Source organism: Huaxiibacter chinensis, from assembly GCF_022171985.1.
GTDB lineage: Bacteria > Pseudomonadota > Gammaproteobacteria > Enterobacterales > Enterobacteriaceae > Enterobacter > Enterobacter chinensis_A.
This window is the reverse complement of record NZ_JAJVHF010000016.1, coordinates 1-24,976: the sequence shown is the minus strand read 5'-3', so window position 1 is coordinate 24,976 and position 24,976 is coordinate 1. Positions and strand designations below refer to the sequence as shown.

The 24,976-nt window shown below is 54.7% G+C and carries 23 protein-coding genes; 18 read left to right on the top strand and 5 right to left on the bottom strand.

Annotation, left to right across the window (positions count from 1 at the left end; all coding sequences use genetic code 11):
• The first annotated feature begins 20 nt into the window (after positions 1 to 20).
• Positions 21 to 821 carry a sugar/pyridoxal phosphate phosphatase YigL gene (yigL, locus tag LZP96_RS21455; RefSeq protein WP_064327892.1) on the top strand — a complete coding sequence of 267 codons (801 nt, stop codon included), beginning with the start codon at positions 21 to 23 and terminating at the stop codon, positions 819 to 821.
• Between the two features lie 82 nt (positions 822 to 903).
• Positions 904 to 1,803 carry a carboxylate/amino acid/amine transporter gene (locus tag LZP96_RS21450; protein ID WP_258926345.1) on the top strand — a complete coding sequence of 300 codons (900 nt, stop codon included), beginning with the start codon at positions 904 to 906 and terminating at the stop codon, positions 1,801 to 1,803.
• On the opposite strand, the gene metR is transcribed toward LZP96_RS21450, so the two are convergent.
• Positions 1,691 to 2,644, bottom strand: coding sequence for an HTH-type transcriptional regulator MetR (gene metR / locus LZP96_RS21445; protein ID WP_064327890.1), 954 nt, complete (start codon positions 2,642 to 2,644; stop codon positions 1,691 to 1,693). The two genes, LZP96_RS21450 and metR, sit on opposite strands and share 113 nt — an antisense overlap.
• A 262-nt stretch (positions 2,645 to 2,906) precedes the next feature.
• On the opposite strand from metR, the gene metE reads away from it, so the two are divergent.
• Positions 2,907 to 5,168 carry a 5-methyltetrahydropteroyltriglutamate--homocysteine S-methyltransferase gene (metE, locus tag LZP96_RS21440; RefSeq protein WP_064327889.1) on the top strand — a complete coding sequence of 754 codons (2,262 nt, stop codon included), beginning with the start codon at positions 2,907 to 2,909 and terminating at the stop codon, positions 5,166 to 5,168.
• 97 nt (positions 5,169 to 5,265) lie between these two features.
• On the opposite strand, the gene LZP96_RS21435 is transcribed toward metE, so the two are convergent.
• The gene (locus LZP96_RS21435; protein WP_064327888.1) at positions 5,266 to 6,069 is read right to left on the bottom strand and encodes a dienelactone hydrolase family protein; all 804 of its coding nucleotides are present in this window, start codon (positions 6,067 to 6,069) and stop codon (positions 5,266 to 5,268) included.
• Positions 6,070 to 6,318: 249 nt separating this feature from the next.
• Between LZP96_RS21435 and udp the strand changes: the two genes are divergently transcribed.
• The 9 genes from udp to tatD all read left to right on the top strand — a co-directional run bounded on the left by udp (position 6,319) and on the right by tatD (position 14,232).
• Positions 6,319 to 7,080 (top strand): uridine phosphorylase, encoded by a 762-nt coding sequence (gene udp / locus LZP96_RS21430; protein WP_064327887.1) that lies wholly within the window; start codon positions 6,319 to 6,321, stop codon positions 7,078 to 7,080.
• Positions 7,081 to 7,221: 141 nt separating this feature from the next.
• Positions 7,222 to 8,679, top strand: coding sequence for a DNA recombination protein RmuC (gene rmuC, locus LZP96_RS21425; RefSeq protein ID WP_258926344.1), 1,458 nt, complete (start codon positions 7,222 to 7,224; stop codon positions 8,677 to 8,679).
• Positions 8,680 to 8,745: 66 nt separating this feature from the next.
• The gene (gene ubiE, locus LZP96_RS21420; RefSeq protein WP_064327885.1) at positions 8,746 to 9,501 is read left to right on the top strand and encodes a bifunctional demethylmenaquinone methyltransferase/2-methoxy-6-polyprenyl-1,4-benzoquinol methylase UbiE; all 756 of its coding nucleotides are present in this window, start codon (positions 8,746 to 8,748) and stop codon (positions 9,499 to 9,501) included.
• 13 nt (positions 9,502 to 9,514) lie between these two features.
• Positions 9,515 to 10,120 carry a ubiquinone biosynthesis protein UbiJ gene (gene ubiJ / locus LZP96_RS21415; RefSeq protein WP_064327884.1) on the top strand — a complete coding sequence of 202 codons (606 nt, stop codon included), beginning with the start codon at positions 9,515 to 9,517 and terminating at the stop codon, positions 10,118 to 10,120.
• On the top strand, positions 10,117 to 11,757 hold the full coding sequence (ubiB, locus tag LZP96_RS21410; protein ID WP_064327883.1) for a ubiquinone biosynthesis regulatory protein kinase UbiB: 1,641 nt from the start codon (positions 10,117 to 10,119) through the stop codon (positions 11,755 to 11,757). Before ubiJ ends, ubiB begins: the two co-directional genes overlap by 4 nt.
• Positions 11,758 to 11,830: 73 nt before the next feature.
• Complete coding sequence (gene tatA / locus LZP96_RS21405; RefSeq protein WP_064327882.1) at positions 11,831 to 12,091, top strand: Sec-independent protein translocase subunit TatA; 261 nt, start codon at positions 11,831 to 11,833, stop codon at positions 12,089 to 12,091.
• A 3-nt stretch (positions 12,092 to 12,094) separates the two neighbouring features.
• Positions 12,095 to 12,634, top strand: a complete 540-nt coding sequence (gene tatB / locus LZP96_RS21400) for a Sec-independent protein translocase protein TatB (RefSeq protein ID WP_258926343.1) — start codon at positions 12,095 to 12,097, stop codon at positions 12,632 to 12,634.
• A 2-nt stretch (positions 12,635 to 12,636) separates the two neighbouring features.
• Complete coding sequence (tatC, locus tag LZP96_RS21395; protein ID WP_064327880.1) at positions 12,637 to 13,407, top strand: Sec-independent protein translocase subunit TatC; 771 nt, start codon at positions 12,637 to 12,639, stop codon at positions 13,405 to 13,407.
• Between the two features lie 42 nt (positions 13,408 to 13,449).
• Entirely contained in the window at positions 13,450 to 14,232 is a 783-nt protein-coding gene (gene tatD / locus LZP96_RS21390) for a 3'-5' ssDNA/RNA exonuclease TatD (RefSeq protein WP_258926342.1), read from the top strand.
• Here tatD and rfaH read toward each other — a convergent pair.
• Entirely contained in the window at positions 14,229 to 14,720 is a 492-nt protein-coding gene (gene rfaH, locus LZP96_RS21385) for a transcription/translation regulatory transformer protein RfaH (RefSeq protein ID WP_064327878.1), read from the bottom strand. The two genes, tatD and rfaH, sit on opposite strands and share 4 nt — an antisense overlap.
• 146 nt (positions 14,721 to 14,866) lie before the next feature.
• On the opposite strand from rfaH, the gene ubiD reads away from it, so the two are divergent.
• Positions 14,867 to 16,372: a 4-hydroxy-3-polyprenylbenzoate decarboxylase gene (gene ubiD / locus LZP96_RS21380; protein WP_064327877.1), complete on the top strand. Its 1,506-nt coding sequence runs from the start codon at positions 14,867 to 14,869 to the stop codon at positions 16,370 to 16,372.
• A gap of 29 nt (positions 16,373 to 16,401) precedes the next feature.
• The gene (gene fre / locus LZP96_RS21375; protein ID WP_258926341.1) at positions 16,402 to 17,103 is read left to right on the top strand and encodes an NAD(P)H-flavin reductase; all 702 of its coding nucleotides are present in this window, start codon (positions 16,402 to 16,404) and stop codon (positions 17,101 to 17,103) included.
• A 183-nt stretch (positions 17,104 to 17,286) separates the two neighbouring features.
• Here the strand turns inward: fre and fadA are convergent, their stop codons facing one another.
• Both fadA and fadB read right to left on the bottom strand, forming a co-directional pair.
• Positions 17,287 to 18,450, bottom strand: coding sequence for an acetyl-CoA C-acyltransferase FadA (gene fadA / locus LZP96_RS21370; RefSeq protein WP_258926339.1), 1,164 nt, complete (start codon positions 18,448 to 18,450; stop codon positions 17,287 to 17,289).
• A gap of 9 nt (positions 18,451 to 18,459) precedes the next feature.
• Complete coding sequence (fadB, locus tag LZP96_RS21365) at positions 18,460 to 20,649, bottom strand: fatty acid oxidation complex subunit alpha FadB (RefSeq protein WP_064327874.1); 2,190 nt, start codon at positions 20,647 to 20,649, stop codon at positions 18,460 to 18,462.
• Between the two features lie 190 nt (positions 20,650 to 20,839).
• Here fadB and pepQ point away from each other — a divergent pair, with 190 nt between their 5' ends.
• Genes pepQ through hemG form a run of 4 tightly spaced genes read left to right on the top strand, consistent with a single transcriptional unit; the run spans position 20,840 to position 24,834 of the window.
• Entirely contained in the window at positions 20,840 to 22,171 is a 1,332-nt protein-coding gene (gene pepQ, locus LZP96_RS21360; RefSeq protein ID WP_258926356.1) for a Xaa-Pro dipeptidase, read from the top strand.
• Positions 22,171 to 22,785 carry an IMPACT family protein gene (locus LZP96_RS21355; RefSeq protein ID WP_064327873.1) on the top strand — a complete coding sequence of 205 codons (615 nt, stop codon included), beginning with the start codon at positions 22,171 to 22,173 and terminating at the stop codon, positions 22,783 to 22,785. The genes pepQ and LZP96_RS21355 overlap by 1 nt, the downstream gene beginning before the upstream one ends.
• Before the next feature lie 40 nt (positions 22,786 to 22,825).
• Positions 22,826 to 24,277 carry a Trk system potassium transporter TrkH gene (gene trkH, locus LZP96_RS21350; protein WP_064327872.1) on the top strand — a complete coding sequence of 484 codons (1,452 nt, stop codon included), beginning with the start codon at positions 22,826 to 22,828 and terminating at the stop codon, positions 24,275 to 24,277.
• A gap of 11 nt (positions 24,278 to 24,288) precedes the next feature.
• Positions 24,289 to 24,834, top strand: coding sequence for a menaquinone-dependent protoporphyrinogen IX dehydrogenase (hemG, locus tag LZP96_RS21345; RefSeq protein ID WP_258926338.1), 546 nt, complete (start codon positions 24,289 to 24,291; stop codon positions 24,832 to 24,834).
• Positions 24,835 to 24,976 lie beyond the last annotated feature (142 nt).

Here is a 24,976-nt window from a genome sequence, read left to right as displayed (position 1 = left end):
CACCAGAGGTTGAAATCCCTATGTACCAGGTTGTTGCATCTGACTTAGATGGCACGCTGCTTTCTCCCGATCACACCCTTTCGCCTTATGCGAAAGAGACCTTAAAGCTTCTGACTGCACGCGGCGTCAATTTTGTCTTCGCGACCGGTCGTCACCACGTGGACGTAGGGCAGATCCGCGATAACCTGGAAATCAAAGCCTACATGATCACCTCCAACGGTGCTCGCGTGCATGACACGGATGGCAACCTGATTTTCACCCATAACCTTGACCGCGATATTGCCGCCGATCTCTTTGGCGTGGTGCATAACAACCCGGGTATCGTGACCAACGTTTATCGTAATGACGACTGGTTTATGAACCGTCACCGTCCGGACGAAATGCGTTTCTTCAAGGAAGCGGTATTCAACTATTCGCTGTATGAACCGGGCCTGCTGGAGCCTGAAGGGATCAGCAAGGTGTTCTTCACCTGTGAAAGTCACGAAGAGCTGTTGCCGCTGGAGCAGGCAATCAACGCGCGCTGGGGCGATCGCGTCAACGTAAGCTTCTCAACGCTCACCTGTCTGGAAGTGATGGCAGGCGGCGTATCGAAGGGCCACGCCCTGGAAGCGGTCGCGAAACGTCTGGGCTATGAACTGAAAGACTGCATTGCTTTCGGCGACGGCATGAACGATGCGGAGATGCTCTCAATGGCGGGTAAAGGCTGCATTATGGAAAATGCGCATCAACGTCTGAAAGATCTGCATCCGGAGCTGGAAGTCATCGGCACCAATACCGATAACGCGGTACCGAATTATCTGCGCAAGCTGTACCTTGAATAATCTTCATTCGATTGTTTATTGTTCAGTTGTCAACTAAAGAGTTCGCTACAATGCCTGTCCATCTTTCAGAGAGACAAGCACTGTGGCGCTACTCATTATCACCACGATCCTGTGGGCCTTCTCCTTTAGCCTGATTGGCGAATACCTTGCGGGTTCGGTCGACAGTTATTTCTCCGTACTGATGCGCGTGGGGCTGGCGGCGCTGGTATTCCTGCCGTTCCTGCGTACGCGTGGTCAAACGCTAAAAACCCTTCTGCTGTATATGCTGGTGGGGGCGATGCAGCTTGGCATCATGTATCTGTTCAGCTTTCGGGCTTACGTCTACCTGTCCGTGTCGGAATTTCTGCTGTTTACGGTGCTCACCCCGCTCTACATCACGCTGATATACGATCTGCTGAGTAAGCGACGTCTGCGCTGGGGTTATCTGCTGAGTGCGACCCTGGCAGTGGCAGGCGCGGCAATCATTCGCTATGACAAAATTAGCGATCACTTCTGGACCGGGCTGATGTTTGTTCAGCTGGCGAATATCAGCTTCGCTATAGGCATGGTCGGCTATAAACGCCTGATGGAAACCCGCCCGATGCCGCAGCATAACGCCTTTGCCTGGTTCTACCTTGGCGCGGCGATCGTTGCTGTGGTGGCGTGGTTTATGTTGGGAAATCCACAAAAGCTGCCCACCACCACCGTGCAGTGGAGCGTGCTGATTTGGCTAGGCGTGGTGGCTTCGGGTCTGGGCTACTTTATGTGGAACTACGGTGCGACGCAGGTGGACGCCGGTACGCTGGGCATTATGAATAACGTTCATGTCCCCGCCGGATTGCTGGTAAACCTCGCTATCTGGCAGGAGCAGCCCCACTGGCCCAGCTTTATTATTGGGGGAACGGTGATTCTGGCTTCGCTATGGGTGCATCGCCATTGGGTCGCTCCGCGCTCCGAACAAACGGCAGATGGTCGCAAGCGTGATTCCGCGCTGAGCGAATAAAGGCCTCCGTAACCGGTTGACGCTGCTCGCCATCGCGCACGGCAGCGTACAGCCGGCTCCACAACCCCTCGCCCAGGGTTTTAGTCACTACCAGACCCTGGCGCTCAACGCTCTCAACCACCCAGTGGGGCAGCGCCGCGATGCCCATCTTCGCCGCCACCATCTGTATCAGCAGCAGGGTGTTATCCACGCTTTTCAGGTTCGGGCTCATTCCCGCAGGTTGCAGGAAATGGCGCCAGATATCCAGGCGGCTGCGTTGAACCGGGTAAATCAGCAACGTCTCGGTCGCCAGATCTTCGGGCGTGATGCGCGTTTTGCTCGCCAGCGCATGATCCGGCGCCAGCACCAGACGCACTTCGAAATCAAACATCGGTGAATAATGCAGACCGCTGCGGGGCAAAATATCAGACGTGAGCACCACGTCCAGTTCGCCTTGCTGGAGCGACGGCTGCGGATCAAAGGTCACGCCAGATTTGAAATCCATCTCCACCTGGGGCCATTTCTGGCGGAAGTTCTCAAGCGCAGGCGTCAGCCACTGAATACAACTATGGCATTCGATAGCGATACGCAGTGTCGTCTGCTGAGGCTCGTTGCACGCCTGTAACGCGGAAGCAATCTGAGGCAGCACCTGATTAGCCAGTTGAAGTAAAACTTCGCCCTGCGGCGTGAAGCGGAGCGGCTGGCTTTTACGCACGAAGAGACGAAAGCCAAGGCGTTGTTCCAGATCGCTGAACTGGTGAGAAAGGGCGGATTGGGTCTGATGCAGCGTGGCTGCCGCCGCCGCCAGCGAGCCGCAGTTCCGCAACGCCTGTAGCGTTTTCAGATGTTTTATCTCGATCATGAAAGTCCTTCACTTCGCCATGAACATTTTGCGCTTGAGGAATATACAGTAACCGCCAATTATGGATGTGTAAACATCTGGACGTCCAAACTCGTCATATTTCGACTGGCAGATGCGTTGGCATCCTCGCTTACTCTCGTCTCTTACTTCAGTAAGCTCCGGGGGATACGTTGCGGGGGATACGTTGCGGGGCCGCCTTCCTGCCAGCCGAACTGTTTAGAGTTTTACCTTCAGATTCAATGAATTCTTAGAGGAATGACACATGACTGTAATCAACCACACTCTCGGTTTCCCTCGCGTTGGTTTGCGCCGTGAACTGAAAAAAGCACAAGAAAGTTACTGGGCGGGTAAATCCAGCCGCGAAGAACTGCTGGCCGTGGGCCGCGAGCTGCGTGCGCGTCACTGGGATCAGCAGCGCCAGGCGGGCATTGATTTGCTGCCGGTAGGCGATTTCGCCTGGTACGACCATGTTCTGACCACCAGCCTGCTGCTTGGTAACGTGCCGGCTCGTCATCAGAACAAAGATGGCTCGGTCGATATCGATACTCTTTTCCGTCTTGGTCGTGGTCGTGCGCCAACGGGAGAACCCGCCGCAGCGGCAGAAATGACCAAATGGTTTAACACCAACTATCACTACATGGTGCCGGAATTCGTCAAAGGCCAGCAGTTCAAACTGACCTGGACGCAGCTGCTGGATGAAGTGGATGAAGCGCTGGCGCTGGGGCATACCATTAAGCCTGTGCTGCTCGGTCCTGTGACCTATTTATGGCTGGGTAAAGTGAAGGGTGAACAGTTTGATCGCCTGACGCTGTTGAACGATATCCTGCCTGTCTACCAGCAGGTGTTGGCCGAGCTGGCAAAACGCGGCGTTGAGTGGGTCCAGATTGACGAACCTGCGCTGGTGCTCGAATTAGAGCAAGACTGGCTTGATGCCTTTAAGCCCGCTTATGATGCGCTGAGCGGCCAGGTGAAGCTTCTGCTGACCACCTATTTTGAAGGTGTTACGCCAAACCTCGACACCCTCGCTGCGCTGCCAGTGCAGGGGCTGCACGTTGACCTTGTCCACGGCAAAGACGATGTGGCTGAGCTGCATCAACGTCTTCCTGCGGACTGGCTGCTGTCAGCGGGGCTGGTCAATGGACGCAACGTCTGGCGTGCGGATCTGACAGAAAAATATGCCCGGATTAAAACGCTCGTCGGCAAACGCGAGCTGTGGGTCGCCTCGTCGTGCTCCCTGCTGCACAGCCCAATCGATCTGAGCGTTGAAACGCGTCTGGATGCGGAAGTGAAGAGCTGGTTTGCCTTCGCCCTGCAAAAATGCGAAGAGCTGGCGCTGCTGCGCGATGCGCTAAACACGGGCGATACCGCCAGCCTGGTTGAATGGAGCGCGCCGATTCAGGCCCGTCGTCATTCGTCCCGCGTTCACAACGCCGCCGTCGAAAAACGTCTGGCCGCCATTACCGCGCAGGACAGCCAGCGTCAGGACCCGTATGACGTGCGTGCCGAAGCGCAGCGAGCGCGCTTCAGCTTGCCTGCCTGGCCAACGACGACAATTGGCTCATTCCCGCAGACCACAGAAATTCGCGGCCTGCGTCTGGACTTCAAAAAGGGCAATCTGGACGCAAACCATTACCGCACCGGCATCGCCGAACATATTAAGCAGGCGATTGTGGAACAGGAACGTTTAGGCCTGGACGTGCTGGTGCATGGTGAAGCCGAGCGAAACGACATGGTGGAATACTTCGGTGAACACCTGGACGGTTTTGTCTTCACCCAGAACGGCTGGGTACAAAGCTACGGTTCCCGCTGCGTAAAACCCCCGGTCGTCATTGGCGATGTCAGCCGTCCTGAAGCCATCACCGTTGAATGGGCGAAGTATGCCCAGTCTCTGACCGACAAGCCGGTGAAAGGCATGCTGACCGGTCCGGTCACTATTCTCTGCTGGTCGTTCCCGCGTGAAGACGTGAGCCGCGAAACCATCGCCAAACAGATTGCGCTGGCGCTGCGTGATGAAGTGGCCGATCTGGAAGCGGCGGGTATTGGCATTATCCAGATCGACGAACCTGCACTGCGTGAAGGTCTGCCGCTGCGTCGCAGTGACTGGGATGCTTATTTGCAATGGGGCGTGGAGGCCTTCCGTATCAACGCTGCCGTGGCAAAGAACGACACGCAGATCCATACACACATGTGTTATTGCGAATTTAACGACATCATGGATTCCATCGCCGCGCTGGATGCGGACGTGATTACCATCGAGACGTCACGTTCCGATATGGAACTGCTGGAGTCGTTTGAGGAGTTCGACTATCCGAATGAAATCGGACCGGGGGTGTATGACATTCACTCACCGAATGTGCCGAGCGTGGAGTGGATCGAAGCGTTGCTGGAGAAAGCAGCACAGCGGATCCCGGCTGAGCGTCTGTGGGTGAATCCGGACTGCGGACTCAAAACCCGCGGCTGGCCAGAGACGCGTGCCGCCCTGGCGAACATGGTGCAGGCGGCGCAGAACCTGCGTCAGGCATAACGACGCAGCATGACGTATCCAACCTGCTGAACTCAGCAGGCGTAAAGGCCCGGTAAGGCGTTATCGCCACCGGGCCTTTCACGTTCAGGTATCGCGCTTATTTTTTACGTGCGTACTGGCTAAACCAGTCCAGCATTCTTTGCCAGCCATCTTTAGCGGACTGGGCATGATAGCTCGGGCGATAATCGGCATTGAAAGCGTGACCCGCCTCCGGATACACCACGATTTCGGCCTTCGCATTGGCCGCCCGCAGCGCATGGCGCATGGTTTCTACGGTATCCAGCGGGATACCGGTGTCCTCCGCGCCGTACAGCCCCAGTACCGGTGCGTTTAAATCGGTCGCAATATCAACGGGATGGTTTGGCGAGTTAAGCGTTTTTTCACCCACCAGTTTGCCATACCAGGCGACAGCGGCTTTAAGCTGCGGATTGTGGGCCGCGTACAGCCAGCTGATGCGTCCACCCCAGCAGAAGCCAGTCACCATCAGGCGGTGCGGATCGCCACCATTGCGCGCAGCCCAGCTGGCGACATGGTCCAGATCGGCCAGTACCTGTGCATCGGGCACCTTACTGACAAGGTTACTGAACAACGTCGGGATATCGTTGTAGTCATTCGGATCGCCCTGTCGGAAGTAAAGTTCCGGCGCGACCGCGAGATAACCTTCCAGCGCGAGGCGACGACAAATGTCGCGAATATGCTCATGCACGCCGAAAATTTCCTGAATCACAATGACGATGGGAAGAGGGCCTTCTGCCTCCTTGGGTCGCGCGTGATAGGCAGGCATATTCTCACCCTGTGACGGGATGGAGGTTTCACCCGCCGTAATCGCATCCTCAGGGGTTGAGACGATGGTGGAGGCGTGGGGGGCTGCAGCAGGTGCAAAATGTGTTTTCTGAGTCATGGTATTCTCCGTACCCGTTGGTGCAAATAAATATAGACCTCAAGTTAACAACTCACAGTGCCCGAAACGGTCTATCTTTTGTGCAGACGTCAGCGATATAACTTATTAGTGTGATGCAAATCACCTTTTTATGGTAATTAACTGCAATCATTTTCATTCGTGGTGAGGTCTGTCACGAAATTAAGCCTTATGCTTCTGTAAAGTACCGTTTTACTTCTTCTGACAACCCGACCCACAGAGGAGTCACCTATGTCTAAGTCTGATGTTTTTCATCTCGGCCTCACTAAAAACGATTTACAAGGGGCTACGCTGGCCATCGTCCCGGGCGATCCTGAGCGTGTGGAAAAGATCGCCGCGCTGATGGATAAGCCGGTCAAACTGGCAGCCCATCGTGAATTCACCACCTGGCGTGCTGAGCTGGATGGTAAAGCGGTGATTGTATGTTCAACCGGTATCGGCGGTCCGTCGACCTCTATCGCGGTTGAAGAACTGGCGCAACTGGGCATTCGGACTTTCCTGCGCATCGGCACTACCGGTGCAATTCAGCCGCATATCAATGTAGGTGACGTGCTGGTCACGACCGCATCGGTGCGTCTTGACGGTGCAAGCCTGCACTTCGCCCCAATGGAATTCCCGGCGGTGGCCGATTTCGACTGTACTACCGCTCTGGTAGAGGCGGCGAAATCCATCGGTGCGACCACGCACGTTGGCGTAACCGCCTCTTCCGATACCTTCTACCCAGGCCAGGAGCGTTATGACACCTTCTCTGGTCGTGTGGTCAACCGCTTTAAAGGTTCAATGGAAGAGTGGCAGGCCATGGGCGTGATGAACTACGAGATGGAATCCGCCACGCTGCTGACCATGTGCGCAAGTCAGGGCCTGCGTGCCGGTATGGTGGCGGGCGTTATCGTCAACCGCACCCAGCAAGAGATCCCTAACGCAGAAACCATGAAGCAGACGGAAAGCCACGCGGTGAAAATCGTGGTAGAAGCGGCGCGCCGCCTGATCTAATCTTGCTCCTTCCTGACTCAAGGCCGACACGTTCGGCCTTTTCTTTTTTGCGTAATGCCTCGCAGGAAATCCCTTTCAAACTGGACGTTTATACAGCACAATTCTATTTTGTGCGGGTAACAGTTTGAAGCAGGAGGCGTTGTGGATATCTCTATCGTGATGTATGCAGTGATTGCGCTGGTGGGCGCGGGTGTGGGCTGGCTGATTTCCGGCTACCAACATGCGCAGCATAAAGCCGATCAACTGGCCGATCGTGAAGAGATGGTGGCGGAACTGAGCGCGGCAAAACAACAGCTATCCCAGAGCAGCCACTGGCGCGAAGAGTGTGAGTTGCTTAACAACGAGCTGCGCAACCTGCGCGATATCAACACCTCTCTGGAAGCGGATCTGCGTGAAGTAACCACCCGACTGGAGTCGACCCAACTGCACGCGGAAGACAAAATTCGCCAGATGATGAACAGCGAGCAGCGGCTGAGCGAGCAGTTTGAGAATCTCGCTAACCGCATTTTTGAACAGAGCAACCGTCGCGTCGATGAACAAAATCGCCAAAGTCTGCAGGGCTTACTGACCCCGCTGCGCGAACAGCTCGATGGCTTTCGCCGTCAGGTTCAGGACAGCTTCGGCCAGGAGGCGCGTGAACGCCACACTCTGGCCCATGAAATCCGTAATCTCCAGCAGCTTAACGCCCAGATGACCCAGGAAGCGGTTAACCTGACGCGGGCGCTGAAAGGCGATAATAAAACTCAGGGCAACTGGGGCGAAGTCGTGCTCACCCGCGTGCTGGAGGCCTCCGGCCTGCGGGAAGGGTATGAATATGAAACACAGGTGAGCATTGAGACCGAATCCCGTGCCCGCATGCAGCCGGATGTTATCGTGCGTCTCCCGCAGGGCAAGGATGTGGTCATCGATGCCAAAATGACCCTGGTTGCCTATGAACGTTATTTTAATGCCGAAGACGACTACACGCGGGAATCCGCGCTGTCGGAACATATCGCCTCCGTGCGTAACCATATTCGCCTGCTGGGCAGAAAAGATTACCAGCAGTTACCCGGCCTGCGTTCGCTGGATTATGTGCTGATGTTTATCCCGGTTGAACCCGCTTTTTTGCTGGCGCTGGACAGACAGCCTGAACTGATTACCGAAGCGCTAAAAAACAACATTATGCTGGTCAGCCCCACCACGCTGCTGGTGGCCTTGCGCACTATCGCGAACCTGTGGCGCTACGAGCACCAAAGCCGAAACGCGCAGCACATTGCCGATCGCGCCAGCAAGCTATACGACAAAATGCGCCTGTTTGTGGACGATATGACCTCTGTCGGGCAAAACCTCGACCGTGCCCAGGACAACTACCGGCAGGCGATGAAAAAGCTCTCCTCTGGCCGTGGCAATTTACTCGCCCAGGCAGAAGCCTTTCGCAGTCTGGGGGTCGAAGTAAAACGCGAGATTAATCCGGATTTAGCCGAACAGGCCACCGCACAGGATGAAGAGTATCGTCTGCGTGAGGGCGAAAATGGGGTTAATAGTCACAATCAAGACAAGACGTTAGGCGCACAATCTGCCAACGAAACGCAGGCAGACCGTTTCTTTCACGGTGGTTGAAACGTAGGGCAAACGCGCCCAATCTGTTACACTTCATGCACATTTGACTGATTAGCAGGCACTGAGATGGTTGAAGATTCACAAGATACGACACACTTTGGCTTTCAGACTGTCGCCAAAGCGCAGAAAGCTGACATGGTTGCCCACGTATTTCATTCCGTGGCGGCAAAGTATGATGTCATGAATGACCTGATGTCATTCGGGATCCATCGCTTGTGGAAGCGCTTCACTATCGACTGTAGCGGCGTGCGTCGTGGTCAGACCGTCTTAGATTTAGCGGGGGGAACCGGCGATTTAACGGCAAAATTCTCCCGTATGGTAGGTGAAACCGGGCGCGTTGTGCTGGCCGACATCAACGACTCTATGCTGAAAATGGGGCGTGAAAAGCTGCGTAACATCGGTGTGGTAGGCAATGTCGAATATGTTCAGGCCAATGCCGAAGCCCTGCCGTTCCCGGACAACACCTTCGACTGCATCACAATCTCTTTCGGTTTGCGTAATGTTACCGACAAAGAGAAAGCGCTGCGTTCCATGTACCGTGTGTTGAAGCCGGGTGGACGTCTGCTGGTGCTGGAGTTCTCTAAACCCATTATCGATCCGTTAAGCAAGGCCTACGACGCTTACTCTTTCCACGTTCTGCCGCGTATCGGTGAGCTGGTGGCAAAAGATGGCGAAAGCTATCGCTACCTGGCGGAATCTATCCGTATGCACCCGGATCAGGACACCTTAAAAGCCATGATGCAGGACGCGGGTCTGGAGAACGTTGAGTACTTCAACCTGACGGCAGGTGTTGTCGCCCTACATCGCGGTTATAAGTTCTGAGTGGAGGTCGCTCATGCCTGTTAAACCCCTGGTGACGGCTGGTATCGAAGGCGTACTCAATACCTTTCTGTATCGTTCGCCCGCACTGAAAACGGCTCGTCAGCGCCTGAATGGCAAGGTCCTTAAAATTGTCCTGAAGGAGTTCTCGACGCCAGTCGTCCTGGTCTTCAGCGAACGCCAGCTTGATGTGCTGGGCGAGTGGGAAGGTGAGGCGGATTGCGCCGTCATTACGCGCCTTAGCGTGCTGCCCAAACTTCGCGATCGGCAACAGCTGACTGCGCTTATTCGCAGCGGGGAGCTGGAGGTTGAGGGCGATATCCAGGTAGTACAGAACTTTGTCGCCCTGGCCGATCTTGCTGAATTCGATCCGGCTGAGCTGCTGGCGCCTTATACGGGTGACATCGCAGCAGAAGGGATCGGTAAGATCTTTCGTGGCGGCGCCGCTTTTCTGCGTAAAGGCGCGCAGCGCCAACAGCGCTATGTGGCCGAGGTATTAACCGAAGAGTGGCGCATGGCGCCTGGCCCGCTGGAAGTGGCATGGTTTGCCGAAGAGACTGCTGCAGTTGAACGTGCGGTTGACGCGCTAACCAAACGGCTGGAAAAACTGGAGGGCAAATGACGCCTGGTGAAATTCGGCGCCTCTATTTTATCGTCCGTACCTTTTTAAGTTACGGCCTTGATGAGCTTATCCCACGAATGCGCATCACGCTGCCGCTGCGACTCTGGCGGCGCACGCTATTCTGGATGCCTAATCGTCATAAAGACAAACTCCTTGGCGAACGACTCCGACTGGCATTACAAGAACTGGGTCCGGTATGGATTAAGTTCGGCCAGATGTTGTCCACTCGTCGCGATCTTTTCCCCCCGCAAATCGCCGATCAGCTGGCGCTGCTTCAGGACCGTGTTGCACCTTTCGAGGGTAAGCGCGCAAAGCAGCAAATCGAAGCAGCGATGGGCGATATCCCGGTCGAAAGCTGGTTTGATGATTTTGAGATCGAACCGCTGGCCTCGGCGTCCATTGCTCAGGTGCACACCGCGCGGTTAAAAGAGAACGGCAAAGAGGTGGTCATCAAGGTGATCCGCCCTGATATCCTGCCGGTGATCCGAGCGGATATGAAACTAATCTACCGCCTGGCCCGTTGGGTTCCACGCCTGTTGCCCGATGGCCGACGTCTGCGTCCGCTGGAAGTGGTGCGTGAGTATGAAAAAACGCTGATCGACGAGTTAAATCTGCTGCGTGAAGCGGCTAACGCCATCCAGCTGCGCCGTAATTTTGAAAACAGCCCCATGCTGTACGTGCCTGAAGTCTATTCAGACTACTGCAGTGAGAACATGATGGTGATGGAGCGTATCTACGGCATTCCGGTCTCGGATGTTGTGGCGCTGGAAAAGCAGGGCACCAACATGAAGCTGCTGGCTGAGCGTGGCGTGCAGGTCTTCTTCACACAGGTTTTCCGTGACAGCTTTTTCCATGCGGACATGCACCCAGGGAACATTTTTGTCAGCTATGAACACCCGGAAGATCCACAGTATATCGGCATTGACTGCGGGATTGTGGGGTCGCTGAACAAAGAAGACAAACGCTATCTGGCAGAGAACTTTATCGCCTTCTTCAACCGTGATTACCGGAAAGTTGCCGAACTGCATGTCGATTCTGGCTGGGTGCCGCCCGATACCAACGTCGAAGAGTTTGAATTTGCTATCCGCACCGTCTGCGAGCCGATCTTTGAAAAGCCGCTGTCGGAAATCTCGTTTGGTCATGTTCTGTTGAATCTCTTTAATACGGCACGGCGCTTCAATATGGAAGTGCAACCGCAATTAGTTTTACTCCAGAAAACATTACTTTACGTTGAAGGGGTAGGACGCCAACTCTATCCTCAGTTAGACTTGTGGAAAACAGCGAAACCTTTCCTCGAGTCGTGGATCAAAGATCAGGTTGGCATTCCAGCCCTGGTGCGCTCTTTTAAAGAGAAAGCCCCGTTCTGGATCGAAAAAATGCCGGAATTACCTGAACTGGTTTACGACAGTTTGCGTCAGAGCAAGAACCTTCAGCACAGCATGGATAAAATCACCCGCGAGCTTCAATCCAATCGTGTTCGTCAGGGGCAGTCCCGCTATCTGTTTGGAATAGGCGCCACGCTGTTACTGAGCGGCACGCTGCTGCTGATCAACCGCCCTGACTGGGAGATGATGCCCGCCTGGCTGATGGCCGGTGGTGTGGTTGTCTGGCTTGCAGGGTGGAGAAAAACGCGCTGAATAGCGTCGCTATCATAAGGTTGCAGACGTATAATGCGACCTGGTTATTTAATCATCTATCTGAGGAACATGTATGGGTGGTATCAGTATCTGGCAATTAGTCATTATTGCCGTCATTGTTGTGCTGCTGTTTGGCACCAAAAAACTGGGTTCCATTGGTTCCGACCTCGGCGCGTCCATTAAAGGTTTCAAAAAAGCCATCAGCGATGATGAAGATAAAGCGAAGCAGGAGAAATCCACTCCGGATGCGGATTTCACCGCTCAGTCTATCGCTGATAAACAAGAAGAAGCCAAAAAGGAAGACGCTAAACGCCACGATAAAGAGCAGGTGTAATTCGTGTTCGATATTGGTTTTAGTGAACTGCTGCTGGTGTTCGTGATTGGCCTGATTGTTTTAGGCCCGCAACGTTTGCCAGTGGCTGTGAAAACGGTCGCTGGATGGGTGCGTGCCTTACGTTCGCTGGCAACCACCGTTCAAAATGAACTGTCGCAGGAACTTAAGCTTCAGGAGTTTCAGGACAGCCTGAAAAAGGTTGAGAAGGCGAGCATGGACAACCTGACGCCTGAACTGAAAGCCTCAATGGAGGAGCTGCGCGAGGCGGCGGAATCCATGAAGCGTTCTTACAGCGTTAACGATCCTGAAAAAGCGAGCGACGAGGCTCATACCATTCGTAATCCGGTGGTGAAAGGCAGCGAAGCGGAGCGAGAAGGCGTAACGCCTGCCGCGGCTGAACATCAGGCGAGTTCCCCATCGCAAACCCCTGAAACGGTAGAGACGCAGGCAACTGAAGAGATCGTTGTGAAAACAGCGAGCGCGGAAGTCAAAGCCGCTGTGCCCGTTTCCGAATCATCCCCCTCGTCGAGTGATAAAGCGTAATTATGGCAGTAGAAGATACACAACCGCTCATCGCGCACCTCATCGAGCTGCGTAAGCGCCTGTTATACAGTATTTCTGCGGTTTTACTCATTTTCCTGTGCCTGGTCTATTTCGCTAACGATATTTACCAGGTGGTCTCTGCGCCGCTGATAAAACAGATGCCGTTAGGGGCGACAATGATTGCCACCGATGTGGCGTCTCCCTTCTTTACGCCAATTAAGCTGACGTTTTGGGTGTCGCTGATTGCCTCTGCGCCCGTGATTTTGTATCAGGTCTGGGCGTTTGTGGCACCGGCCCTGTACAAGCATGAACGCAAGCTGGTTATCCCGCTGCTGGTTTCCAGTTCGCTGCTGTTCTACATCGGCATGGCGTTTGCCTATTTCGTGGTTTTCCCGCTGGCGTTTGGCTTTTTGGCAAATACCGCACCGGCGGGCGTGCAGGTCTCGACCGACATCGCCAGCTACCTCAGCTTTGTCATGGCGCTGTTTATGGCCTTTGGCGTGGCCTTTGAGGTGCCCGTTGCCATCGTCCTGCTGTGCTGGATGGGCGTGACCACACCGGATGACTTACGTAAGAAACGCCCGTACATCCTGGTGGGAGCATTTGTTGTGGGTATGCTCTTAACGCCGCCGGACGTTTTCTCGCAAACGCTGCTGGCCATACCGATGTATTGCCTGTTCGAGGTGGGCGTCTTCTTCTCACGCTTCTATGTGGGCAAACGACGTACCCCGGACGATGAAGAAGCCGAACCAGAAAAATCATCAGAAGAGTAAAATCCAGCCGCCCGAAAGGGCGGTTGTTATATGGGAGACCACATGTTTGATATCGGGTTGAACTTAACCAGTGCGCAATTTTCTCACGATCGTGATGAGGTCGTGGCGCGCGCTTTCTCGGCTGGGGTGAAAGGGTTACTGCTGACCGGCACGAATCTCCATGAAAGCGAGCAGGCGCAAACTCTGGCGAAGCATTACCCACATTGCTGGTCAACGGCGGGTGTCCATCCGCATGACAGCAGTCAGTGGACGGAGGAAAGCGCTGATAAACTTCGCGCATTAGCCCGCCAGCCCGAGGTCGTGGCGATAGGGGAATGTGGTCTCGATTTTAATCGCAATTTTTCCACACCGGCTGAGCAGGAAGCGGCCTTTTCCGCCCAGCTTGCGCTGGCCGCAGAATTGGGTATGCCGGTGTTTATGCACTGTCGCGATGCCCATGAGCGTTTTATGGCGCTACTTGAACCCTGGCTGGATAAACTGCCTGGTGCGGTGCTGCACTGTTTTACCGGTTCGCGAAGTGACGCGCTGGCATGTTTAAACCGGGGCTTATATCTGGGGATTACCGGTTGGGTATGCGATGAGCGACGGGGTCTGGAATTACGCGAACTGTTGCCCCTGATTCCCGCCGATCGGCTGCTGTTTGAAACCGATGCGCCGTATTTGCTTGCACGTGATATGAAACCGAAACCCGCATCACGACGTAATGAACCCGCTTATCTGGGCCATATTGTCGAACGGGTGGCGCACTGGCGTGGCGAAGAGGCACAGCAGCTTGCCGCGCAAACCGATGACAATGTGCGCAGGCTGTTTGGGATTACGTTTTAAAGTTTATGGAAAGCGGTGTTTTTGACACTCTGTAAGACCTGCTTATTCAGCAGGTTAAGCAGAAGCATCGAACGCGCTTCGCCATCGGGTTCGGCAAAGATCGCCTTTAACCCCTCAAAGGCACCCTCGGTGATCACGACGTCGTCGCCGGGGAAGGGGGTCTCAGGATCGGTCAAATCCTCTGGCTGTTTATAGATGGAAAGCTGATGAATGACCGAGGCAGGCACGGTGGCCGGACGCGCGCCAAAACGTACAAAGTGGCTGACGCCCCGCGTGGCATTGATTGTGGTGGTGTGGATCACTTCCGGGTCGAACTCGACGAACAGATAGTTCGGGAACAGCGGTTCCGTGACTTCAGTACGCTTGCCGCGCTGAATTTTCTCAAGCGTGATCACGGGTGTCAGACAGTGGACTGCCTGACGTTCAAGATGTTCCTGAGCACGCTGAAGTTGCCCACGTTTGCAATACAGAAGATACCAGGCCTGCATAATCACTCTTTCCTTTGTTCGGGCGCAAGCATACCAAAACCCTGGCGAGATCGCTAAGTTGATTATAGAGGCACGACACAGCCTGATAACAAAATTACAGCATGACGGTGACGAACGCCGTATAATGAAGCGCTTATGAAGAGGCCATGACGAACTGCATGAAATACCACGATCTACGCGACTTCCTTGCGCTGCTGGAAAAGCAGGGCGAACTGAAACGCATTTCGCTACCTGTTGATCCTTATCTGGAAATGACAGAAATTGCTGACCGCACCTTGCGTGCCGGTGGCCCCGCTTTGCTGTTTGAAAATCCGAAAGGCTATTCCATGCCGGTACTGTGCAACCTGTTTGGCACGCCAAAGCGCGTGGCCATGGGCATGGGCCAGGAAGACGTTAGCGCGCTGCGTGAAGTGGGCAAACTGCTGGCCTTCCTGAAAGAGCCAGAACCACCAAAAGGCTTCCGCGACCTCTTCGATAAATTGCCTCAGTTTAAGCAAGTGCTGAACATGCCGACCAAGCGTCTGCGTGGTGCGCCGTGTCAGCAAAAAATCATTGAAGGCGACGCCGTTGATTTGACGCGTATCCCCATCATGCAATGTTGGCCTGAAGATGCCGCACCGCTGATCACCTGGGGTCTGACGGTCACGCGGGGTCCGCATAAAGAACGCCAAAATTTAGGGATTTACCGCCAGCAGCTGATTGGTAAAAATAAGCTGATCATGCGCTGGCTTTCCCACCGCGGCGGTGCCCTGGATTTCCAGGAGTGGTGCGCTGCACATCCCGGTGAACGTTTCCCGGTCTCTGTGGCGTTAGGCGCCGATCCTGCCACGATTCTCGGTGCCGTCACGCCTGTTCCGGATACCCTTTCGGAATATGCGTTTGCCGGCTTGCTGCGCGGCACGAAAACTGAAGTCGTCAAATGTATTTCAAACGATCTTGAAGTCCCTGCCAGTGCGGAAATCGTGCTTGAAGGCTATATTGAGGCGGGTGAAATGGCACCGGAAGGGCCCTATGGCGATCATACCGGCTACTATAACGAAATCGATAATTTCCCGGTCTTTACCGTAACGCACATTACGCAACGCGAAGATGCCATCTATCACTCCACGTATACCGGGCGTCCACCGGATGAACCTGCCGTGTTGGGTGTGGCGTTAAACGAAGTCTTTGTTCCTATTCTGCAAAAGCAGTTCCCGGAAATTGTGGACTTCTATTTACCGCCGGAAGGGTGCTCTTATCGCCTTGCCGTCGTGACGATTAAGAAGCAGTATGCGGGCCATGCGAAACGGGTCATGATGGGCGTCTGGTCTTTCCTGCGTCAGTTTATGTACACCAAATTTGTTATCGTTTGCGATGATGACGTGAACGCCCGAGACTGGAACGATGTTATCTGGGCTATCACCACGCGTATGGACCCGTCACGTGATACCGTGATGGTGGAAAATACGCCGATAGATTATCTGGATTTTGCCTCGCCGGTTTCCGGACTTGGCTCGAAGATGGGACTGGATGCCACTAATAAATGGCCCGGCGAAACCTCGCGTGAATGGGGTCGCCCGATCAAAAAGGATCCCGAGGTGACAGCGCGAATTGACGCGATCTGGGATGAATTGGCCATAATGAATGACGGTAAGACTGAGACTCACCGTTAGCCCTATAGATTTCCCGACAGAGAGAGCGAATGACAACCTTAAGCTGTAAAGTGACCTCGGTAGATGCTATCACCGACACCGTATATCGCGTCCGTTTGGTGCCAGAGGCGGAATTCTCGTTCCGCGCGGGCCAGTATCTTATGGTTGTGATGGATGAACGGGATAAGCGTCCCTTCTCAATGGCGTCTACGCCTGCGGAAAAGGAATTTATTGAGCTTCACATCGGGGCGTCTGAGCTTAACCTGTATGCCATGGCGGTAATGGATCGTATTCTGAAAGAGCGTGAAATCGTAGTGGATATTCCGCACGGTGAGGCGTGGTTGCGTGATGAAGACGAACGTCCGCTCATTCTGATTGCGGGCGGCACGGGCTTTTCCTACGTGCGTTCCATTCTGCTGACGGCGCTGGCGCGTAATCCGCACCGGGATATCACCATCTACTGGGGTGGCCGTGAAGAGAAGCACCTCTACGATCTGGCCGAGCTGGAAGCGCTGAGCGTAAACCATCCTAACCTGCGCATTGAGCCTGTCGTTGAGCAGCCAGAAGAAGACTGGCGCGGGCGCAGCGGTACGGTGCTGACGGCGGTGTTACAGGATTACGGCACGCTGGCGGAGCATGACATCTATATTGCCGGACGTTTTGAAATGGCGAAGATTGCCCGCGATCTGTTCTGTAACGAGCGTGAAGCGCGTGAAGACCGTCTGTTTGGCGATGCGTTTGCTTTTATCTGAATAAAAAAACCCGCCCCTGACAGGCGGGAAAAACGGCAACTAAACTGTCTCTCTTCGCCAATGACGCCCTGACCGCGTGGGCTACGCTCGCTCCCCCGAATCACTTACTTCAGTAAGCTCATCGGGGTTCGTTCGCGTGCCGCCTCGTTCTGACGCCATTGGCTTTAAGATACTTTTCCTGATTTATACCCGTTCAAAGACCGTCGCGATCCCCTGACCTAACCCAATGCACATCGTTGCCAGACCAAACTGAGCATCTTTGCGCTCCATCAGGTTAATCAACGTGGTGCTGATACGAGCCCCGGAGCAACCCAGCGGGTGACCCAGCGCGATCGCACCGCCGTTCAGGTTGATCTTCTCATCGATCTGCTCCATCAGGCCCAGATCTTTGATACACGGCAGGATCTGTGCCGCGAAGGCTTCATTCATCTCAAACAGATCAATATCACTGGTCGACAGACCCGCTTTTTTCAGAGCCAGTTTTGAGGCTGGAACCGGGCCGTAACCCATTATTGACGGGTCGCAACCGACCACCGCCATGGAGCGAATTCTGGCGCGAGGCGTCAGACCAAGCTCACGCGCACGGCTTTCGCTCATCACCAGCATGGCGGCCGCTCCGTCGGAGAGCGCCGAAGAGGTGCCCGCGGTGACGGTACCGGTGACCGGATCAAACGCCGGACGCAAAGTCGAAAGGGCTTCAACCGTGGTTTCCGGACGAATCACTTCGTCAGCGTAAAACTGTTTAAGTACCCCGTCTGCGTCGTGACCGCCGGTAGGCAGGATCTCGTTTTTAAAGGCTCCCGTCTGTGTCGCGGCCCATGCACGGGCATGGGAGCGTGCGGCGAAGGTGTCCTGCATTTCGCGGCTGATGCCATGCATGCGGGAGAGCATTTCAGCCGTGAGCCCCATCATGCCCGCGGCTTTCGCGACGTTACGACTCAGGCCCGGATGGAAATCCACACCGTGGCTCATAGGCACGTGGCCCATATGTTCCACGCCGCCCACCATGCATGCCTGCGCATCACCCGTCATGATCATGCGGGCTGCATCATGAAGTGCCTGCATGGAAGAACCGCACAGGCGGTTGACGGTGACGGCAGGAACAGAGTGCGGGATTTCTGCCAGCAAAGCGGCGTTACGGGCGATATTAAAACCTTGCTCCAGCGTCTGCTGCACACAACCCCAGTAGATATCATCCAGCGCGGCGGCTTCCAGCGCGGGGTTGCGTGAAAGCAGACTGCGCATCAGATGCGCGGAGAGATCTTCAGCCCGCACGTGACGGAATGCGCCACCTTTTGAACGGCCCATCGGGGTACGTATTGCATCGACAATGACAACCTTTTCCATTGTGACTCCTTAAGCCGTTTTCAGTTCGCCTACCGGACGGGCCGGCTCGACGGGTGGATAATACGGTTCGTTATGGCGAGCTTTGGCGCGCAGGCCTTCCGGGACCTCATAAAGCGGGCCGAGATGCTGATATTGCTGAGCCATATCGAGATATTTCGCGCTGCCGAGCGTATCGAGCCAGCGGAACGCGCCGCCGTGGAACGGAGGGAAGCCCAGTCCGTAAACCAGCGCCATATCGGCTTCTGCCGGGCTTGCGATAATTCCCTCTTCAAGGCAACGCACGACTTCGTTCACCATAGGGATCATCATACGGGCGATGATCTCTTCGTCAGTGAAGTCACGTTTCGGCTGGCTGACGTCGGCCAGCAGGCCATCCACGGCCGCATCTTCTTCTTTCTTCGGCTTGCCTTTGCTGTCTTCTTTATAGCGCCAGAAGCCCAGGCCGTTTTTCTGGCCGAAGCGGCTGGCGTCAAACAGGGCGTCAATGGCATCGCGGTACGCTTTCTGCATGCGCTGCGGGAAACCAGCGGCCATCACCGCCTGGGCGTGATGCGCGGTGTCAATCCCGACAACGTCCAGCAAATAAGCAGGACCCATCGGCCAGCCAAACTGTTTTTCCATCACTTTATCGACCTTGCGGAAATCCGCACCGTCGCGCAGTAACTGGCTGAACCCGGCAAAGTAGGGGAACAGAACGCGGTTAACGAAAAAGCCCGGGCAGTCATTGACCACAATCGGGGTTTTGCCCATTTTGCTGGCCCACGCCACCACTTTCGCAAGGGTCTCATCAGAGGTTTTTTCGCCCCGGATCACTTCGACCAGCGGCATACGGTGCACCGGGTTAAAGAAGTGCATTCCGCAGAAGTTTTCCGGACGCTTCAGCACGCTGGCCAGTTCGCTAATCGGAATAGTCGAGGTGTTCGATGCCAGAACGGTATCCGGGCGTACTTTATCTTCCGTTTCCGCCAGTACCGCTTTTTTAACGTTAGGATTTTCCACAACCGCTTCGACCACGACGTCTACCCGGTCGAACCCGCTGTAATCGAGAGTGGGTTGAATGGTGGAGATGACCCCTGCCAGCTTCAGGCCATCAATCTTGCCGCGCTCAAGCTGTTTGTTCAGCAGCTTGGCGGCTTCGGTCATACCGAGCGTCAGGGATTTGTCGTTGATATCCTTCATGACGACCGGCACGCCTTTCCAGGCTGACTGATACGCAATCCCGCCGCCCATAATGCCTGCGCCAAGGACGGCCGCCTGTTTTGGTGTCTCAACGTTTTTCGTCAACTGCTTCGCTTTGCCTTTGACGAACTGATCGTTAAGGAAGATGCCAACCAGCGCACGGGCTTCGTTGGTGTGCGCCAGCGGAACAAAACTGTGATTCTCAAGTTTGAGGGCTTCTTCACGTCCCAGACGTGAAGCGGCTTCGATTGTCTTCACGGCGGTTATCGGCGCGGGATAATGTTTGCCTGCCGTCTGCATCACCATGCCTTTGGCGATGGTAAAGCTCATGGTCGCTTCAATTTTGCTCAAATGCAGGGGTTCGAGCTTCGGCTGACGTTTGGCTTTCCAGTCGAGATCGCCATTAATGGCCTGACGCAGAATGCGCAGAGCGCCGTCATGCAGTTTATCCGCCTGTACGACGCCGTCGACCAGACCGATTTTCAGCGCCCGATCGGCATCGACATCTTTACCCGCGGCGATAATCTCCAGTGCGCTATCGGCGCCCAGAAGGCGAGGCAGGCGAACCGAACCGCCAAAGCCTGGCATGATGCCCAGCTTCGTCTCCGGCAGACCAATGCGCAGGTCCGGCGTGGCCAGACGATAGTCGGTGGCGAGTACGCACTCACATCCGCCCCCCAGCGCGTAACCGTTAACCGCGGAAAGAGTCGGAACCGGTAAATCTTCCAGACGATTGAAGACGCTGTTGGCAAAATGCAGCCACTGACTCAGCTGCTCTTGTGGCACCTGGAATAAAGAAAGGAATTCAGTGATATCTGCACCGACAATAAAGGCGGCTTTGTTTGAACGCAGCAGCAACCCTTTTAAATCGGATTGTTTTTCAAGGGCATCTAACGCGTGGCCAAGGCTGGCTACGGTCGCAGTATCAAGCTTGTTTACTGAGCCGGGGGCATCGAACACCAGTTCGGCAATGCCATCTTCCAGCCAGTCAACGTATAGGGTGTCACCTTTGTAGAGCATGTCAGTCTCCTGAATCCAGCAAGGGGATCTGGTCATACCAGATGAGACGGAGTGTGGGATTTATGTTAATAAAATGCAAATTAGTCATTACAAAATTGCTGCACTGATCACGCTCGGTGGAAATCACGCAGCCTGAGTCAGGTGTGCTAAGATGCGAAGACTTGAGGTCATTAAAACGAAAGGGAAAATGATGGATTCACTGGCCGCACTCTATAAAAATCATATTGTTACTCTTCAGGAACGCACCCGTGACGTGCTGGCGCGTTTCAAGCTGGATGCCCTGCTCATCCACTCCGGCGAACTGATGAATACGTTCCTGGACGACCATGCTTACCCGTTTAAAGTTAACCCTCAGTTCAAAGCCTGGGTGCCGGTGACGCAGGTGCCAAACTGCTGGCTACTGGTCGATGGCGTGAACAAGCCGAAGCTGTGGTTCTATCTGCCGGTGGATTACTGGCATAACGTGGAGCCATTGCCCACCTCCTTCTGGACTGAAGAAGTGGATGTCATTGCGCTGCCAAAAGCTGACGGCATTGGCAGCCAGTTACCTGCCGCACGCGGCAATGTCGCCTATATCGGTCCGGTGCCTGAACGCGCATTGGGTCTGGATATTGCGGCCGATAAAATCAACCCGAAAGGGGTGCTGGACTACCTGCACTATTATCGCGCTTACAAGACTGACTATGAGCTCTCCTGTATGCGTGAAGCCCAGAAAACGGCGGTGAATGGCCATCGTGCGGCGCATGAAGCGTTTCTTTCAGGCATGAGCGAGTTTGACATCAATCAGGCCTACCTGACGGCTACGGGCCATCGTGATACCGACGTGCCTTACAGTAATATCGTGGCAATTAACGAGCACGCGTCCGTCCTGCATTACACCAAACTCGATCACCGTATTCCCTCAGAGGCGCGCAGCTTCCTGCTGGACGCGGGAGCGGAGTACAACGGCTATGCGGCTGATTTGACGCGTACCTGGGCGGCAAATGGTGATACCGAGTTCGCACAGCTGATCAAGGATGTGAACGACGAACAGCTGGCGCTGATCGGCACCATGAAGGCCGGCACCAGCTACGTTGATTACCATATTCAGTTCCATCAGCGCATTGCCAAACTGCTGCGTAAACATCAGATTGTCACCGACATGAGCGAAGAAGCGATGGTCGAAAACGACCTGACCGGGCCATTCATGCCGCACGGCATTGGGCATCCGCTGGGCCTCCAGGTACACGATGTGGCGGGCTTCATGCAGGATGATACGGGCACGCATCTGGCTGCTCCGTCTAAATATCCCTATTTACGCTGCACACGCGTGTTGCAACCGCGCATGGTGCTGACCATCGAGCCGGGCCTCTACTTTATCGAATCGCTGCTGACGCCATGGCGGGAAGGCGCGTTCAGCAAGCACTTTAACTGGCAGAAAATCGATGCGTTGAAACCGTTTGGGGGCATTCGTATCGAAGATAACGTGGTGATCCACGAAAACAGCATCGAAAACATGACGCGAGATCTCAAACTCGCCTGATGGATAGCTGGCTGATACCGGCAGAACCGGTCACCTTCGTTGAAGAAATTAAAAAGAGCCGCTTCATTACGCTGTTGGCACATACCGACGGCGTAGAAGCGGCGAAAGCCTTTGTTGAATCCGTTCGGGCAGAGCATCCCGATGCCAGGCACCATTGCGTTGCCTGGGTCGCGGGCGCGCCGAACGACTCCCAGCAGCTTGGTTTTTCTGATGATGGTGAGCCTGCCGGAACCGCAGGTAAACCGATGCTTTCCCAGCTCATGGGGAGCGGCGTCGGGGAGATTACCGCCGTCGTAGTGCGTTACTACGGCGGCATACTATTAGGCACCGGTGGGCTGGTGAAAGCCTACGGCGGGGGCGTGCAGCAGGCGTTAAATCAGCTCACGACGATCCGCAAAACGCCACTTACCGAATATACTTTGTTGTGTGATTACGCTCAGTTATCCGGCATCGAATCGCTGCTTAAGCAATTTAACGGCGGCATAGTGCACAGTGATTACCAGGCGATGGTGCAATTACGCGTGGCGCTTCCTCAGGCAGAACAGGCGGCTTTTTCAGCAAAACTGGCTGATTTTAGTCGTGGTTCGTTGCAATTACTGCCGATTGAAGAATAATCCCCACCTTACTTTCTGAATACCAAAGGAAACGGCAGAGATGCATTTTCGTGCCATAACCCGAATCGTTGGACTGCTGGTAATTCTTTTCTCCGGGACGATGATCCTGCCCGGACTGGTAGCGCTCATCTATCGGGACGGGGCGGGGCGAGCGTTTACCCAAACCTTTTTCGCTGCGCTGGCGATCGGCTCCATACTCTGGTGGCCTAACCGTCGTGAGAAGGGTGAGCTGAAATCCCGCGAAGGCTTTCTGATCGTCGTCCTGTTCTGGACCGTGCTGGGGAGCGTGGGTGCGCTACCCTTTATCTTCTCCGAGCAGCCTAATCTGACGGTCACGGATGCATTTTTTGAATCGTTTTCAGGCTTAACCACCACGGGTGCCACGACGCTGGTCGGTCTGGATTCGCTTCCCCACGCCATCCTCTTTTATCGACAGATGCTGCAGTGGTTTGGCGGTATGGGGATCATCGTTTTAGCGGTGGCGATTCTGCCGATACTGGGCGTCGGGGGCATGCAGCTCTACCGTGCGGAAATGCCCGGCCCGTTGAAAGATAACAAAATGCGTCCGCGCATCGCCGAGACGGCAAAAACCCTGTGGTTCATCTATGTTCTGCTGACCGTTGCCTGTGCGCTGGCTCTGTGGTTTGCCGGGATGCCTGCGTTTGATGCTATCGGGCATAGCTTTGCGACTATCGCCATTGGTGGGTTTTCGACGCACGACGCCAGCGTGGGTTATTTTGACAGCCCGACCATTAACACCATTATTGCTATTTTCCTGCTGATCTCCGGGTGTAACTACGGTTTGCACTTCTCTTTATTAAGCGGTCGTAGCCTGAAAGTGTACTGGCGCGATCCCGAATTCAGGATGTTCATCGGTGTGCAACTGACGCTGGTGGTGGTTTGCACCTCGGTGTTATGGCTGCATGATGTCTATAGCTCTGCGGTGACCACGCTGAATCAGGCCTTCTTCCAGGTGGTCTCCATGGCGACCACTGCCGGATTCACCACCGACAGTATTGCCCGCTGGCCATTGTTCTTACCCGTATTGCTTTTATGCTCCGCCTTTATCGGTGGGTGTGCAGGCTCGACGGGGGGCGGTCTTAAGGTTATTCGTATCCTGCTGCTGTTCAAACAAGGCAACCGTGAACTGAAACGTCTGGTTCATCCGAACGCGGTCTATAGTATTAAGCTTGGCAATCGCGCCTTACCAGAACGTATTCTTGAAGCTGTCTGGGGCTTCTTTTCAGCCTACGCGCTGGTGTTTATCGTCAGTATGCTGGCTATTATCGCGACGGGGGTGGATGACTTCTCCGCCTTTGCCTCGGTGGTCGCCACGCTGAATAACCTCGGGCCAGGCCTAGGCGTGGTCGCGGATAACTTTGCCAGTATGAATCCGGTGGCAAAATGGATCCTGATTGCCAACATGCTCTTTGGCCGTCTTGAGGTATTTACGCTGCTGGTTCTGTTCACTCCAACATTCTGGCGAGACTAAGGAAGGAATTGGTGAAAACATTAATACTGTTCTCTACGCGAGACGGGCAGACGCGAGAGATTGCCTCTTATCTGGCCTCGGAATTAAAAGAACACGGCGTGTATGCGGATGTGGTTAACCTGAATCGCACGGAAGAGATTGTGTGGCAGGATTATGACCGCGTCGTGATTGGCGCATCGATTCGTTACGGGCATTTCCATCCTGCCGTCGATCGATTCGTGAAAAAGCATGCTAATTCGCTGAATGCGCTGCCCAGTGCTTTTTACTCGGTCAATCTTGTTGCGCGTAAACCAGAAAAGCGTACGCCACAAACTAACAGCTATACGCGTAAGTTCCTGTTGAGCTCTCCCTGGCAGCCCGATCTCTGCTGTGTCTTTGCGGGCGCGCTGCGCTATCCACGTTATACATGGTATGACCGCTTTATGATTCGGCTCATAATGAAGATGACGGGGGGCGAAACCGACACGCGTAAAGAAGTGGTTTATACCGACTGGACGCAGGTGGCCGGTTTTGCGCGAGAATTAGCGCAATTAACGGTCAATTCGAAGGTTAAATAAACGTAAAGTTTGAAAAATAAGCGAACGATAATTTTTTTGAATTTTATGCTTGTCACCGCCGAAGAACTCCCTATAATGCGCCTCCACTGACACGGAACAACGGAACACAAGCCGCCGGGTCAGCGGGGTTCAGCGATGAACG